Annotated in this window: 14 protein-coding genes; 8 read left to right on the top strand and 6 right to left on the bottom strand. The window is 61.1% G+C overall.

The window, feature by feature from the left end; translation table 11 throughout:
* Positions 1 to 71 precede the first annotated feature (71 nt).
* The 6 genes from V8Z78_RS21025 to V8Z78_RS21000 all read left to right on the top strand — a co-directional run bounded on the left by V8Z78_RS21025 (position 72) and on the right by V8Z78_RS21000 (position 6,766).
* Complete coding sequence (locus V8Z78_RS21025) at positions 72 to 1,367, top strand: dicarboxylate/amino acid:cation symporter (protein ID WP_039050781.1); 1,296 nt, start codon at positions 72 to 74, stop codon at positions 1,365 to 1,367.
* 62 nt (positions 1,368 to 1,429) lie between these two features.
* Positions 1,430 to 3,292 (top strand): sensor histidine kinase, encoded by a 1,863-nt coding sequence (locus V8Z78_RS21020; RefSeq protein WP_349732063.1) that lies wholly within the window; start codon positions 1,430 to 1,432, stop codon positions 3,290 to 3,292.
* A gap of 13 nt (positions 3,293 to 3,305) precedes the next feature.
* The gene (locus tag V8Z78_RS21015; RefSeq protein WP_280009063.1) at positions 3,306 to 4,628 is read left to right on the top strand and encodes a sigma-54-dependent transcriptional regulator; all 1,323 of its coding nucleotides are present in this window, start codon (positions 3,306 to 3,308) and stop codon (positions 4,626 to 4,628) included.
* A gap of 94 nt (positions 4,629 to 4,722) precedes the next feature.
* On the top strand, positions 4,723 to 5,835 hold the full coding sequence (locus V8Z78_RS21010; RefSeq protein ID WP_349732062.1) for a saccharopine dehydrogenase family protein: 1,113 nt from the start codon (positions 4,723 to 4,725) through the stop codon (positions 5,833 to 5,835).
* Entirely contained in the window at positions 5,835 to 6,380 is a 546-nt protein-coding gene (locus V8Z78_RS21005; RefSeq protein WP_179626195.1) for a DUF4166 domain-containing protein, read from the top strand. The genes V8Z78_RS21010 and V8Z78_RS21005 overlap by 1 nt, the downstream gene beginning before the upstream one ends.
* A complete protein-coding gene (locus tag V8Z78_RS21000; protein WP_046461506.1) occupies positions 6,377 to 6,766 on the top strand; it encodes a thiol-disulfide oxidoreductase DCC family protein in 390 nt (129 codons plus the stop codon). Before V8Z78_RS21005 ends, V8Z78_RS21000 begins: the two co-directional genes overlap by 4 nt.
* 64 nt (positions 6,767 to 6,830) lie before the next feature.
* On the opposite strand, the gene V8Z78_RS20995 is transcribed toward V8Z78_RS21000, so the two are convergent.
* Positions 6,831 to 7,403: a hypothetical protein gene (locus V8Z78_RS20995; RefSeq protein ID WP_046461505.1), complete on the bottom strand. Its 573-nt coding sequence runs from the start codon at positions 7,401 to 7,403 to the stop codon at positions 6,831 to 6,833.
* A gap of 75 nt (positions 7,404 to 7,478) precedes the next feature.
* Here V8Z78_RS20995 and V8Z78_RS20990 point away from each other — a divergent pair, with 75 nt between their 5' ends.
* Together V8Z78_RS20990 and V8Z78_RS20985 are read left to right on the top strand one after the other, a co-directional pair.
* On the top strand, positions 7,479 to 8,957 hold the full coding sequence (locus V8Z78_RS20990; RefSeq protein WP_349732061.1) for an RtcB family protein: 1,479 nt from the start codon (positions 7,479 to 7,481) through the stop codon (positions 8,955 to 8,957).
* Between the two features lie 388 nt (positions 8,958 to 9,345).
* Complete coding sequence (locus V8Z78_RS20985) at positions 9,346 to 9,876, top strand: YcxB family protein (RefSeq protein WP_349732060.1); 531 nt, start codon at positions 9,346 to 9,348, stop codon at positions 9,874 to 9,876.
* A gap of 104 nt (positions 9,877 to 9,980) precedes the next feature.
* Here V8Z78_RS20985 and V8Z78_RS20980 read toward each other — a convergent pair whose 3' ends face one another.
* The 5 genes from V8Z78_RS20980 to V8Z78_RS20960 all read right to left on the bottom strand — a co-directional run bounded on the left by V8Z78_RS20980 (position 9,981) and on the right by V8Z78_RS20960 (position 13,360).
* Positions 9,981 to 10,568: an SRPBCC family protein gene (locus V8Z78_RS20980; RefSeq protein ID WP_003064936.1), complete on the bottom strand. Its 588-nt coding sequence runs from the start codon at positions 10,566 to 10,568 to the stop codon at positions 9,981 to 9,983.
* Positions 10,565 to 11,287, bottom strand: a complete 723-nt coding sequence (locus V8Z78_RS20975; RefSeq protein WP_349732059.1) for a YceI family protein — start codon at positions 11,285 to 11,287, stop codon at positions 10,565 to 10,567. Before V8Z78_RS20975 ends, V8Z78_RS20980 begins: the two co-directional genes overlap by 4 nt.
* Entirely contained in the window at positions 11,284 to 11,847 is a 564-nt protein-coding gene (locus tag V8Z78_RS20970) for a YceI family protein (protein WP_349732058.1), read from the bottom strand. The genes V8Z78_RS20975 and V8Z78_RS20970 overlap by 4 nt, the downstream gene beginning before the upstream one ends.
* A 116-nt stretch (positions 11,848 to 11,963) precedes the next feature.
* Positions 11,964 to 12,545 (bottom strand): peroxidase-related enzyme, encoded by a 582-nt coding sequence (locus tag V8Z78_RS20965; RefSeq protein WP_046461501.1) that lies wholly within the window; start codon positions 12,543 to 12,545, stop codon positions 11,964 to 11,966.
* Between the two features lie 131 nt (positions 12,546 to 12,676).
* Positions 12,677 to 13,360, bottom strand: a complete 684-nt coding sequence (locus V8Z78_RS20960) for a LysE family translocator (RefSeq protein ID WP_057092327.1) — start codon at positions 13,358 to 13,360, stop codon at positions 12,677 to 12,679.
* Between the last annotated feature and the right edge of the window lie 156 nt (positions 13,361 to 13,516).

Here is a 13,516-nt window from a genome sequence, read left to right as displayed (position 1 = left end):
GCCGAAACCCGGTGCCTGCATGGCCTGGATTCCGGCAGCGGCTCAAACAACGCATACCAAGATTCAAAAAAATGAAATCCAACCGCCTGACCATCATGGTTCTGCTGGCCATGGTTCTGGGTGTGGTTGTGGGCTATCTCGTCCACGCCAACGCCGCGACACCGGAGACAGCCAAAGACATCGCCGGCTATTTCGGCATTCTCACCGACGTATTTCTGCGCATGATCAAGATGATCATCGCGCCCCTGGTGTTTGCCACGCTGGTGGCGGGGCTGGCCAATATGGGCGATGCCGGCTCTGTGGGCCGAGTGGGTGGTCGTGCGCTGGGCTGGTTTATCGCGGCATCGTTCTGCTCGCTGTTTCTGGGTCTGGTTTTTGCCAATGTGTTGCAGCCCGGCCATGGCCTGACGGTGGAGCTTCCCACGAATGCCGAGAGCCTGGGTCTGAAGACCGGTGCGCTGAATTTCAAGGATTTCATCACCCACGTCTTCCCCAAGAACATCTTCGAGGCCATGGCCACCAATGAGGTGTTGCAGATCCTGGTGTTTGCGCTGTTCTTCGGTATCGCTCTGGGCTACCTGAACCACCAGAAAAAGCACATGCTGGTCGATCTGATGGAAGAGACCTCGCATGTCATGCTGCGCGTGACCGAGTACGTGATGCGCTTTGCGCCCGTGGGCGTGTTCGGCTCTGTCGCCGGCACCATTGCCACCCACGGACTGGGCATGCTGCTGGTGTTCGGCAAATTCCTGCTGGGCTTCTATATTGCGCTGGCCGCGCTGTGGGTGCTGCTCATCGGTGCCGGCTATCTGGTGCTGGGCAAGGATGTCTTCCGTCTGCTGTCGCTGATTCGCGGCCCGGTGCTGGTGGGCTTTTTCACGGCCAGCAGCGAATCCACGCTGCCCAAGCTCATGGAGCAGCTGGAAAAATTCGGCATCAAGCCGCGTATCACAGGCTTTGTGCTGCCTCTGGGTTACTCGTTCAACCTCGATGGCTCCATGATCTACACCACCTTCCTGGCCATCTTCATCTCTCAGGCCTATGGCATCGAGATGTCGCTGACCGCGCAGCTGACCATGCTGCTGGTGCTGATGATCTCCAGCAAGGGCATTGCCGGCGTGCCTCGTGCCTCGCTCGTGGTGGTTGCCGCCGTGCTGCCCATGTTCGGTTTGCCGGAAGCGGGCATCCTGCTGATTCTGGGTATCGACCATTTCCTGGACATGGGCCGTACATTGACCAATGTGCTGGGTAATGCCATTGCCACGGCCGTGGTTGCCAAATGGGAAGGCGACGAAGAGCAGGAGTCGTGCGCAGATCTGGCTGTCGAGCCACAGCTGATGCCCGAGCCCATTCGCGCCCGAGCCTGATCGTCCCCTTGCCCGGATTCCTGTCCCCTGCGATGCCGGGCGCTGCTACCATGGTTCGCACCATGTTAGCTTTTCTGCCCCCGCGCCTGCGTGCTGCTTTGCTGATCCTGCTCTGGCTGGCTGCAAGCAGCCTGGGGGGCTGGCTGGGCTATCAGGGCTTTGTCAAGATCGGTCTCGAGACCGTGGTGGCTGCCGGCAACAACCGCCTCGATCTCTATGCTGCCAGCCTGCGGCGCGAGATCGACAAATTTGCCTTTCTCCCCGATGTAGTGGCCCTGCAGCCCGAGATCCTGTCGCTGCTGCAATCGCCGGACGACGAAAGACTGCAGTCTCGCGCCAATCTCTATCTGGAGGAGTTGAGCCGTCGTGCGGGCACCCTCAGCGTCTACATGCTCGATCACGACGGTCATGTGCTGGCTGCCAGCAATTGGCGTCGTGCCGACAGTTTTGTGGGCGAGAACCTCGGTTTCAGGCCCTATGTCCAGCAGGCATTGCGAGAAGGGCGCGGGCGTTACTTCGGCGTGGGCACCACGCGCGGCGAGCCCGGCTATTACCTGACCACTACCCTGGGGCAGGGCGAGATGTATGGCGTGGTGGTGGTCAAGGTCGGGCTGGCGCAGCTCGAGCAATCCTGGGCCAGCGCAGAGTCTCCGGTACTGGTCAGCGATGAAAATACCGTGGTCATTCTCAGCAACATGCCGGCCTGGCGCTTTGCCACCTTGCTGCCGCTGGATGAGGCAAGGCGTGCCGAGCTGGAAGCTTCGCAGAAATACAACCGCCTGAACTTGCGGCCTCTGGGCTGGCGTGGCATGAGCAGTGTCACGGGCGTCAGGCAGGTGAGCATTCCCGATGTCAAGGACGCTGCGGCAGACCAGAGCGCTGGCCGCTTTCTGGCCCAGTCCAGACCCATGGCCGGCACGCCCTGGCAGATTACCGTGCTCTCCCCCTTGAGCGTTGCACTGCAGTTGGCGGCCAGTCGCGCCTGGGTGACGGGGGCGTTGATTGCGTTGATGCTTTTGCTGGGAGCTTTGCTGTACCTGCGGCGCAGACATGTGCGTGAGCAACTGGCGGCCCAGCAAGCTCTGAAGCAGGCCAACGAGGTGCTGGAAAACAAGGTGCAGCAGCGCACAGCCGATCTGCAGAGTGCCAATGTGGCGCTGCAGCAGGAGGTGATGGAGCGCATGCAGGCCGAGACCACGCTGCGCGCGGCGCAGGACGAGTTGGTACAGGCAGGCAAACTGGCCGTCATCGGTCAGCTCTCCACGGAAGTGGCCCATGAGCTGAATCAGCCCCTGGCGGCCTTGCGGGCGCTGGCCGGCAACAGTCAGCGCTTTCTGGAACGTGGTCAGAGCGAGATGGTGCAAAGCAATCTGCAGCGCATGGCCGAGCTGACCGAGCGCATGGGGCGTATTACCGGACAGTTGCGCAACTTTGCCCGCAAGTCCGCAGGCCAGCCCGAGCAGGTTGAACTGGCCAAGGTGGTCGATGGCGCCCTGTCCCTCATGGAGCCGCGCATTGCCCAAAGCGGCGTCATGATCGTGCGACAGCCCTCGGATCTTGAGCTGAGCGCCTGGTGCGATGCCAATCGCGTACAGCAGGTGTTGATCAATCTCTTGAGCAATGCGCTGGACGCCGTGCAGGGCGGCAATACGCGGTGCGTGGAAATTGCCTGCAACCGTTGCGGTGCCTGGGCGCAGATCACGGTGCGCGATCATGGCCCCGGACTCAGTGATCAGGCGCAAGCGCGACTGTTCGAGCCTTTCTTCACGACCAAGCCCGAGGGACTGGGCCTGGGTCTGGGCCTGCCTTTGTCGGCCGAGATCGCCCAGGCCGCAGGCGGCAGCCTGACGGGCGGCAACCATCCGGAAGGCGGGGCCATCTTCACGCTGAGCCTGCCCTTGGTGGATACTCGGCCGCTGTCCTGATTGCCTGCAGCCCATGAACCCTTCCCTCAAAGTCCTGATCGTTGAAGACGATGCCGATGTTGCCATGGCCTGCGAGCAGACCATGCGCCTCGAAGGTCTGGACTGCATCTGCGTGAGCAGTGCCGAGCAGGCGCAAAAGCACCTGTCCCCGGATTTTGCCGGCATCGTGGTCAGCGACATCCGCTTGCCGCAGATGAGCGGCCTTGGGCTGCTGGCCGCCGCGCGCGTGCTGGACGCCGAACTGCCTGTGATTCTCATTACCGGGCACGGCGATATCTCCATGGCCGTGCAAGCCATGAAGGATGGCGCCGCCGATTTTCTGGAAAAGCCGTTTGCGCCCGAGCGCCTTGTGGAAGCCGTGCGCCGAGCGCTGGAGCGCCGTCGCCTGGTGCTGGAGGTGCGCAGCCTGCGCCAGCAGCTACAAAGTCGGGATGTGTTGCAGCACCAGTTGCTGGGGCGCTCGCTTCCCATGCAGCAGCTGCGCAGCACATTGCAAAGCCTTGCGGCCAGCGAGGCCGATGTGCTGATCTGGGGGGAAACCGGCACCGGCAAGGAAAGAGTCGCGCGCAGCCTGCATGAATCCAGCCGGCGCAAGAGCGGCAATTTTGTCGCCGTCAACTGCGGCGGCCTGCCGGAGACGCTGTTTGACAGCGAAATGTTCGGCAGCGAGGCCGGGGCCTTTACCGGCGCGGGCAAAAAGCGCATCGGCAAGATCGAACATGCCAGCGGCGGCACCTTGTTTCTCGACGAGATCGAAAGCATGCCCTTGCCCATGCAGGCCAAGCTGCTGCGCGTGCTGCAGGAAAGAGTGCTGGAGCGCCTGGGCTCGAATACGCTCATTGCCGTCGACTGCCGTGTGATTGCCGCAACCAAGGTCGATTTGCTGGAACTCAGCCGTCAGGGCCTGTTTCGCTCCGATCTTTACTACCGTCTCAACGTGGTCACCGTGAATTTGCCCCCGCTGCGCGAGCGCCGCGAGGATGTTGCGCTGCTGTTCGAGCATTTCGCGTTGCAGGCCGCCGCCCGCCACCAGCGCCCCGTGGCAGAGCTGACGCCGCAGCGTCTGCAAGCGCTGCTTGCCCACGACTGGCCAGGCAATGTGCGCGAGCTGCGCAACACGGCCGAGCGCATCACGCTGGGGCTGGATGCCGGCCTGTCCCCGTCCGGTAAGGCGCCCGAGGCAGCGGCTTCGCTGGCGGCAACCATGGAGTCCATAGAGCGCTCCCTGATTTCCGAAGCCTTGCGCAACAACGAAGGCAGCCTGACGCGCACGGCCCAGGCGCTGCACACCCCCAAGACAACGCTGCACGACAAGATTCGCAAGTACGGGCTGTGACCGGGCTTTGACCGAGCCATGAGCGCGGCAGAGCAGGCTCGCCGTTGCCAGGCTTGCGCTCCGGAGCGAAACCCGCGTCCCGCTACACTGAGGCATGCGTGAATTCAAGGTCATGGTCGTCGGTGCTTATGGCTTCTTTGGCAGCCGGCTGGTTGCCAGGCTGGCCAGGCAAAGCGGTTTGCACATCGTGGTAGCAGGGCGCTCGGCCTCTGCGGCGCAGGCGCTGGTTGAAAGTCTGGCCCCGGGCGCTTGCTCAAGCCTGAGCCACGCAGTTCTGGACGTGATGGCGCAGGGTCTGGAGGACAGGCTCAAGATGCTGGAGGTGGATGCGCTCATTCACACTTCGGGTCCGTTTCAGGGGCAGGACTACCGCGTGGCGCTAGCCTGCGCCCGTGCCGGCGTCCACTATGTGGATCTGGCCGACGGGCGTGACTTTGTCTGCGGCATCGATGTGCTCGATCCGCGGGCCAAAGCTGCGGGCGTGCTGTTGCTCAGCGGTGCCAGCTCGGTGCCTGCGCTGTCCTCGGCGGTCGTGGATGAGCTGGCTTCGGCCATGGCTCGCGTCAGCCGTATCGACATAGGCATCAGCCCAGGCAATCGTACGGATAGAGGCCTGTCCACCGTCGCTGCCATCCTCAGCTATTGTGGCAAGCCGCTGCCTGGCTCCGGGCAGCAAGCCGTGATTGGCTGGCTGCGCAGCTATGGGCATGACTATCCGGCCCCTGTTGGGCGGCGGCTGCTGTCGGCCTGCGATGTGCCGGATCTCGCACTGCTACCGCTTCGCTATGAAGGCAGTCCGTCCATCAGCTTCGGTGCCGGGCTTGAGCTGTCGTTCTTGCAGCGCGGGATGAATGCCATGGCCTGGCTGGCTCACAGAGGGCTGGTGCAGGACTGGTCTGCACATGCGCGCAGGCTCAAGCGCATGGCGGACTGGTTCAGGAACTGGGGCAGCGATGCAGGGGCCATGCATGTCACGGTCGATGGCCTGAATGCAAAGATGCAAGCCTGCCAGCGCTGCTGGGTGCTTATGGCGGGCTCGGGCGACGGGCCCTATGTTCCCACGCTGGCCGCCAGTGCGCTGGTACGCAAGCTGGCTGCGGGCGTACCGCTGGAGCCCGGCGCCAGGTCTTGCATGGGGCTGCTGACGCTGCAGGACTTTGCAGCCGAAGCGCAAGGACTGGATATTCAGATGTGGGAGCTTGCCTGATGATGCAGAGTGCTTCTTTGTTTCAGCAGGCCATGGGCGATGAGTTCTGCAAGCTCGATGTCGCCCTGCAGCGCTTTCACGGCCTGCAGGGTGAGCATGAGCTTCAGGGCAGGGTGCAGACCGGCGCCCCCCGGACTCTGGCGGCCAAGCTGCTGGCGCTGGCGCTGGGCACGCCACGCGCGGCCAGCGAGGGGACGATTCATTTCGAACTGCAGGCCAGTCCCGAGGTGGAAACCTGGATTCGCATCTTCCCCTCTCAGCTCATGCGCTCAACCATGCAGTTGCACAATGGTCGCCTGATCGAGCGCCTTGGCCTGGCGCGATTGTGCTTTGCCTTGCAGGCGGTGGATGGACGGCTTCTCATGCGACTGCAGCGTCTGTATTTTCTGGGCTTCCCATGCCCGGGCTGGCTGGCTCCGCGCATCGTGGCCGAAGAAACCGGAGCCGGGGAACATATGCAATTTCATGTCGAAGCGGCCGTCCCCCTGATTGGCGTAGTGGCCAGTTATCGTGGCTATCTATTGCTGCCCGAGGAAAAAGCATGATTGTGGTCTTTGACGCGCAATGTCTGTTGTGCAACGGCTGGGTGCAGTTCTTGCTCAAGCACGACAAGCAGGGCATTTTTCAGTTCGCTGCCATACAGGGCGAGGTCGGCGGCAAGCTGTTGGCCGATGCAGGCTTGCGCATGGAAGGTCTGCAGACCCTGCTGCTGGTGGACGGCCAGCGCTCCTGGCAGCACACGGAGGCCATCCTGCGCGTGCTGCACGCACTGGGCTGGCCGTGGCGACTGACGGCAGTGATCAGGTTGATACCCGCTGCATTGCGCGATGCGCTCTACCGCATGATTGCCAGAAACCGCTATCACTGGTTTGGCAAAAGCGAGCAGTGCATGATGCCGGACCCTGCTGTGGCAGCCCGCTTTCTGGACTGAATTTCGGATGAAAACCGGTATCGCTCAGCGAATATGGAGATCAATGCGATTGATGGATACGCAATCAGGCATGCTCTGGCGGCATGGGCGGAATATTCAATAGGGCTTGGTACTTTTGCTGCAGCTCGCCAAAGCGTTTCAGCGTCGGCAGCACAGCTTGCATATTCAACGCCTTGTGCAGCAGCGGCAGCTGCTGCATGCCGAGATGGTTCAATGACTGGCTTGGCTCGTGAAAGCAGGCTTCGCCTTTTTCATCTTCGTAGTACAACTGCTCCAGTTCGCGCCAGCCCACGTAGTAGCCGTAGTCAAAGAACTCCTGAAAGTTCTCGGCAATCACCCAGCTCAATTCGTTCACGCAGGGCAGTGTCATGACGATGGGGCTGACGTTACCGGGCAGGCGCTCATCGACCAGATAGCTGTAATGAACGCTGTCGCAGCCCGTGGTCGCAAACGTCATCACATTGCGCGGCGTGCACCAACCGATGTAGCTGGGTACGGGGGGTATCTCCAGCCACAAGCCGCAGTCCCCAAAAACGGCGTCGGGCGACAGGCCGAACTGCGGGCCTATGGCCGCGGCTGCGTCATACAAAGTCTGCAGCGGTGCGGGAATCTGAAAGGACCGAATTGCATTGCGCATTGCAGCATATTAGCAACGCCGGTTAGGCGGCCCGGCGCTTACTCATTAGAATAGACCGCTTATCAGTCCTTCTTGATGCTGCTGCTCGAAGGTGCGTTGCATCTCCCAGATTCGGAGATGTGCTGTTGCGTACCTGTTTTTCTCAGCGTCATGTCGCACTTTTCCGGGAAGCTTTCCCGACTGCAAAAAGCTCTGTCACGTCAGGGCATCCAGGTCTCCTACCGAGACAATATCTATCAAATCCATAACGAGCAGGCAGCAGCCACCATTTTGCTGCCCGACAGCCTGCCCCTGGAGCACAAAGCCGTCAGTCAATTGCTGGACTTCGCCTCGGTTGCCGACCCGCAAGGCCATGGCGCGGTCTGCAAAGCCTGTGCCACGCCGGACTTTCACCCCGGCAGCATTGCTCCCGTGGGGGCGGTGGTGGCCACGTCGCCAGACTTCGTGATTCCTGCTGCCATCGGCACGGACATCAACTGCGGCATACGCCTGCTGAGCACGGGCCTGACGCAGGCGCAGGCCGAGCTGCACAAAAGCACCATCGTGCAGCGGCTGACCCGCGTCATCTTGCAGAACGGGCGCGATGTACCCGTGCGCAGCGCAGGCTTCAAGGCACTGTTTGATGAGGGCCCCCAGGCCTTTATTGAACAGTTGCCTGACGTGGGTCTATGGCAGGGCGTGAACCGCGACCGGCTGCAGGCCGAACTGGCCGAGTGCGTGGGCCTGCAAGGCTTTGCGGGACAGAGTCGCTACGCGCCTGAAGCCCTGTTGCAGGCGCGCGAGCTGCTGCGCCCGCCATCTGCTGCCGACCTGGGAAGCGGCAACCACTTTCTGGAGTTCTGCGTGGTCGAGGAAGTCTACGATCGTCATGCCGCCTATGCCGCGGGGCTCAAGAAGGGCGATGTCACGGTGATGATCCACACCGGCTCGCGCGATGTCGGCTTTTATGTCGGTCGCCGCTGGATGGACCTGGCCAGGCAGCAATGGCCGCAAGGTATCAAACACCCTCAGCATGGTCTGTATGGCCTGAGTGGCGCGCTGGCGCAGGACTATCTGCAAGCGATGGGCGTGGCTGCGCGCTATGCGTGGTTCAACCGCATGGCGCTGGCGGAGCTGGTGCGCAAAGAGCTGGCAGGCATTGCCGCGCCCGATGCATCGCGCCTGATTGTGGATGTGCCCCACAACGTGGTGATGACCGAGGGCGAGTTCAACGTGCACCGCAAGGGCTCCACTCCCGCGCATGACGGCCAGTGGGCGCTGATTCCGGGCTCGATGGGCGACTACTCCTTTCTCGTCAAAGGTCTGGGCCATGAAGACTGGCTGCGGTCCTGCAGCCACGGCGCGGGCCGCCAGGTGCGCAGACAGGACACGCGGCGCATGAAGCAGCCGCTGGTCGAGTCCGTCTGGCAATGCATCACCTTGCGTGAAGAGCGACTGATCGAAGAAGCTCCCAGCGCCTACAAACCCGTAGGGCCGGTGCTGCAGGCGCAGGAAGAGGCGGGGCTGATCCGTGCGAGTGTGCGGTTGAAGCCTTGGCTGACTTTCAAGGCTTGAGGTTGAAGTTGCTGCCAGCGCCTGAGGGCCAAGTGCTGGCAGCAAGACTGTTTGACTATTCGCGAGTTCGAGGAAGGTGGAGCGAAATTGATGGGTGGGAGACAATCAGATCAATGCATCGAGCCCGTCACGCCATTGCAACGGCTGTCTCGATTTGCTGCAATCTCACATCTTGCGGGCTGCATGGGTCGGGCTTGCATCGCATGCACAGGTCTGATCGCACCCTGTAATGCCCTGTGCGCCGGCTTATAGTGCAGGCTGCAGTGCCGGTAATGAAATCGTTCACGAACCAGAGCCAGCGACCGTGTGAGATGCCGCAGTCACCTTTCGATCAATACTCGCTGCTGCAGGTCGCTCATACCTGTTGCCACATGAGCCAACCATTAACATGACCGCCAGCTTTACTCTCATTCCCGCCGACTTCGTTCGCCTGCAGAAAATGGTTGCGCGGCGCTGGCATCAGAAGGCAGGGATGCTTTCCTGGCCGTTCCTCTTGCGGGTTGTGGTGTGGCTCTGCATTGGCCTCGCTGGCGCAGCCTACGCGCGACTGATGCGTGAGTTTCCCGAGATCTCCCGCCCGCTGGGAGTGGTTGCCTGCCTTCTGGTCGTCGCTTTGATCGCCGTCGTGACGATGCCATACCTGTCACAGACATCCATGCGCAAGCTCATGCTCCTGCCGGATGGAGCTTTTCTGTCGCCACAAACGGTCACGCTCTCGTCGGACGCCATCAGGGTAGCCTCGGTTCGAGGTGACACGATACTGCCGTGGTCAGGAGTGCTGGCGCTTGCCGAAGATGACGTGAACTACTATCTGTTCATCGACGCTATGCAGGCTCTGGTACTGCCCAGGGCAGCCATTGCCCCCATGGCTGCAGAGTTCGAGCAGTTCACGCGCCGTCTCAGGTCCTCTGCGATTTAAGTCTTTGTTCTTGCAGATGCTTGCGCAGTCATGACGGCAACCCGAGGCACAGGGGCCGGGCTTGCATGCGTCCAATGCCATCTTGCCCTTGTAATGGCCTGCTGCTAATTTCCTGGTGTCTGCTTCTGCTCTTGAAGCGTCAGGGCTTCGCGTCGCTGGATTTCATCCACCAGTGCCTTGAACTGGCGTTTCAACAACTGGCGCAGCACTGGCTTCCCGACCAGCGGCGGGATGGCGAAAGCCGGGACCAGGCGAGCGCTGTAAGCCAAGCGTACCCGGCCGTCGGCTTGGGTTTCCAGGGTATAGCTGCCGTCCATTTGCTTGAGATTGCCGCCTATTGCATGCGCGGCAATGCGCTGCTGTGGCCATTCGGTCACAGCCAGTCTGACCTCGATTGCCTGGCGAAAAAACAGAAACCCCAGACTGCCTTTTTGCTCCAGCAGCACCTGGTTGCCATCGCGTTGCAGCACGCGCGAACTTTGCATATCCGGCACAAAGTCGGCCAGATGCTCGTAGTCGGAAATCACGCTCCAGGCCGTAGCCAGCCTGACTTGCATGACGGCCGAGGCGTTCACCGTCATGGCCTCATTGTGCTCGGCAGTCTCTATGCGCAGCTCTTGTGCCGAAACCTGCAAACCGCCGCAGAACAGGGTCAGAACTGCGCCGCAGGCAGCGACAAGCCCTGTTCTCATGACAGGGATTCCTGCTTCAAAGGTGGAGCGGCGCGTACTTCGAAGTTCAACTCGAGCCTGTCGCGGACCTGGATTGCACCGCCCAGGATGGACAAAGGCGTGATGCCAAAACTCGATTGATCGATACTCAGCGAGCCGCTGATATGGAATTCGCTCGGCGTCCTCCTGATTCGGGCCGGTACGCTCAGGCTGCGTGTGACTCCGTGAAGAGTGAGTTCCAGGGCCAGCAATACATCGCCGTCCGCTTCGGGGGAGGCATGTGCCTGGATCAGTGCAAATGGATGGAGCGAGGTTTGCAGCAGCTTGTTCAGCATATTGGCACGGGTCGCTTCAATATCGGCAGCGCTGGGCTGGGTGTCCAGAGCCGCCTTGGCGCGCAGAGCGGGTTCGTCGACCGATAGCCTGTCCAGCGCCACATAGAGATCGGCCCGGCCAAGCCGAGGAGCCACATAGCCTTGCAGCTCATGGCTGGCAATCACATGGTCGTGCCCCAGTCTGGCCAGAGCGCCAGCGCGTCGAACGGTGATCGAGACCAGGGAGTGCGATGAATCGATCTGAAGCACCGACTGGCCCCGTGCAGCAGCATCGGCATAGAAGGCCGCAGGAAAGTCCGCAGGCCTTGCCGTCGGGCCGGGAGGCTGGGCTGGCTCGATGCCTGGTTGCGAGCAGCCTGTGATCAGAGCCAGCAGGACTGCAATCAGCTGTCTGCGCAATGTCATGGCAACTCGCGCAGCTGGATGCGAAATTTCACTGTCACGGCCTCTCCCACGGCATTGCTGCTCTTCCACTCTCCTGTGCCGATATCAAATATCGAGCGATGGGTAACGAATTCGCCTTCCATGCGGCGCTCCTCGGGCTTCCAGCTGAATGGCAGCACAAGCGGCTGCCTGCGGCCTTTCAGCAGCAGGGTGCCGCGTGCCCGATAACCGGCTGCGCCGGGGGCGTCAAGAATCTCCCTGGCATCAAAGACTGCCTCGGGATAACGCACAAAGTCAAACCAGTCCTTGCCGGCAATGGCCTGGTTGATGTCCGGGTTGGCCATGTCGGCGCTGCTGATGCGAATGCTGACATTGAGCCTGTTGCTGTCTGGCTTTTGCGGGTCGAAGTCAAAGCGAACCCGGAAGTCTTTGAACACGCCGGTGACCGGCGTTTGCTCGAAAGTGGCGGTGAATTCCAGTCGGTTATCACCACCGGGCTTGAGCTCCCACGAGGTGGCATGAGCTGCAGTGGCGCAGAGCGTGGCGAGCAGGGCGGCGAGGCAGCAAACGGTATTGCGCATCTGGATGACCTCCGGCAAACAGCGTTTTGCCGGGTTGGCCGCTGCTCTGTGAGGGATGATGCGTCATTCCCGTGGAAGCTGCATCGATTGCAGCCCACGAGTTACTGCTTGTTGCTTCAGGCTTTTTTCTCGCGCGGCACCCGGCCCATCAGATAGAACTCGGGATTGGGCTGCATGCCCGCGAAGCTGGCCATCCGGTTGGACAGTCCGAAGAAGGCAGTAATGGCCGCAATGTCCCAGATATCCTCGTCGTCAAAACCGTGAGGGTACAAGGCTTCGTAGTCGGCATCGTCGATTTCGGCGCTGTGCAGACAGACCTTCATGGCAAAGTCCAGCATGGCCCGCTCGCGCGGGCTGATGTCGGCCTTGCGGTAATTGACCGCCACCTGGTCGGCAATCAGCGGCTTTTTCTCATAGATGCGCAAGATGGCGCCATGAGCCACCACGCAATACAGGCACTGATTGGCAGCGCTGGTGGCTGTGACGATCATTTCGCGCTCGCCCTTGCTGAGACTGCCGTCCTCCTTGAGCATCAGCGCATCGTGGTAGGCAAAGAAGGCGCGCCACTCGGCTGGCCGGCGAGCAAAGGCCAGAAAAACATTGGGAATAAAGCCCGACTTTTGCTGTACCTCGGCGATGCGCAGCCTGATGTCTTCAGGCAGGCTGTTCAGATCGGGAAAGGGGTAGCGGCTTTTCATGGTGCCTGTCTCCTTTGGAGTTTTGCTGATATGTACCAACCATGACAAGCATGGCACGGGTGGGCGCTCCAAAGCTGTCGTTTGCGTTGCAGATGCTGCTATTGCGGCATTGGCCTGTCAGGCTTTTCCTGTCAGATGCTGGCATCCATCAGATTCGACGTGGCCGGTGTGCCGGTGGCGATCAGCAGCAGGCCCAGGACAAGCAGCACGCAGCCCAGACTGCGATCTACCCAGGGACGTATGGCTTGAACCTTGGGCTGGAGCACCGGGGCCGAGAAGAAACAGGCTACCAGCGCAAACCACAGCACGTGGGCCATGGCGACAAAAAGGCCGTAGGCCAACTGGGTGGGCATGGGCACGGCAGGGCCGACGATTTGCATGAACAGGCTGAGGATGAAGAGCGCTGTCTTGGGATTGAGTGCATTGGTCAGAAAGCCCAGGACAAAAAGCGAGCGGCCTGGCGCATGGCCTTTGCGTGCATTGCGCTGGCCGGGTTCGGCGCTGGACCGGGAATCTGGCAGATCGTCATTTGTACGGCTGGCGCCACGCCAGAGACAAATTCCGAGCCATACCAGATAGGCTGCGCCCGCATATTTGAGCAGATTGAAAAGCCAGGGCAGTCCTTGCAGGACCATACCCAGTCCCAGCAGGGTGTAGGCCACATGGATCAGAACGCCACAGCCGATGCCCAGCGCCACCCAGAGACCCGCACGGCGCGATTCCATCAGGCTGGTGCGGGTGACCATGGCGAAGTCGGCGCCGGGGCTGATGACGGCGAGAGAGGTAACGAGAATCACGGTGGGCCAGGCGTTCATACAGTGTATTGCTTGAGTTCAAATATCAGTTTGTGAAATGGCTCGTGTTGCACGAGAATGGCAATCAGTGCCCTGTAGCTGTGAACTCTAGGGCGGTCAAAGTTTTTTGAATAACGATGATTTCTCAAGAAAATAGTGATTCAGACTCACATATTT

Origin of the sequence: Comamonas sp. wu1-DMT (genome assembly GCF_040187805.1) — a bacterium.
Classification (GTDB): Bacteria; Pseudomonadota; Gammaproteobacteria; order Burkholderiales; family Burkholderiaceae_C; genus Comamonas; species Comamonas thiooxydans.
Note: the sequence above shows the minus strand (reverse complement) of the source record. Positions and strands in the feature narration are given on the sequence as shown.

Bases quoted from the DNA above. Each gene is read 5' to 3' on its own strand.
- V8Z78_RS20985 (WP_349732060.1), top strand. From the start codon at position 9,346: ATGACCGCCAGCTTTACTCTCATTCCCGCCGACTTCGTTCGCCTGCAG.
- V8Z78_RS20990 (WP_349732061.1), top strand. From the start codon at position 7,479: ATGCTGCTGCTCGAAGGTGCGTTGCATCTCCCAGATTCGGAGATGTGC.
- V8Z78_RS21000 (WP_046461506.1), top strand. From the start codon at position 6,377: ATGATTGTGGTCTTTGACGCGCAATGTCTGTTGTGCAACGGCTGGGTG.
- V8Z78_RS20970 (WP_349732058.1), bottom strand. From the start codon at position 11,847: ATGCGCAATACCGTTTGCTGCCTCGCCGCCCTGCTCGCCACGCTCTGC.
- V8Z78_RS20960 (WP_057092327.1), bottom strand. From the start codon at position 13,360: ATGAACGCCTGGCCCACCGTGATTCTCGTTACCTCTCTCGCCGTCATC.
- V8Z78_RS21005 (WP_179626195.1), top strand. From the start codon at position 5,835: ATGATGCAGAGTGCTTCTTTGTTTCAGCAGGCCATGGGCGATGAGTTC.
- V8Z78_RS20995 (WP_046461505.1), bottom strand. From the start codon at position 7,403: ATGCGCAATGCAATTCGGTCCTTTCAGATTCCCGCACCGCTGCAGACT.
- V8Z78_RS20975 (WP_349732059.1), bottom strand. From the start codon at position 11,287: ATGACATTGCGCAGACAGCTGATTGCAGTCCTGCTGGCTCTGATCACA.
- V8Z78_RS20980 (WP_003064936.1), bottom strand. From the start codon at position 10,568: ATGAGAACAGGGCTTGTCGCTGCCTGCGGCGCAGTTCTGACCCTGTTC.
- V8Z78_RS21025 (WP_039050781.1), top strand. From the start codon at position 72: ATGAAATCCAACCGCCTGACCATCATGGTTCTGCTGGCCATGGTTCTG.
- V8Z78_RS21010 (WP_349732062.1), top strand. From the start codon at position 4,723: ATGCGTGAATTCAAGGTCATGGTCGTCGGTGCTTATGGCTTCTTTGGC.
- V8Z78_RS20965 (WP_046461501.1), bottom strand. From the start codon at position 12,545: ATGAAAAGCCGCTACCCCTTTCCCGATCTGAACAGCCTGCCTGAAGAC.
- V8Z78_RS21020 (WP_349732063.1), top strand. From the start codon at position 1,430: ATGTTAGCTTTTCTGCCCCCGCGCCTGCGTGCTGCTTTGCTGATCCTG.
- V8Z78_RS21015 (WP_280009063.1), top strand. From the start codon at position 3,306: ATGAACCCTTCCCTCAAAGTCCTGATCGTTGAAGACGATGCCGATGTT.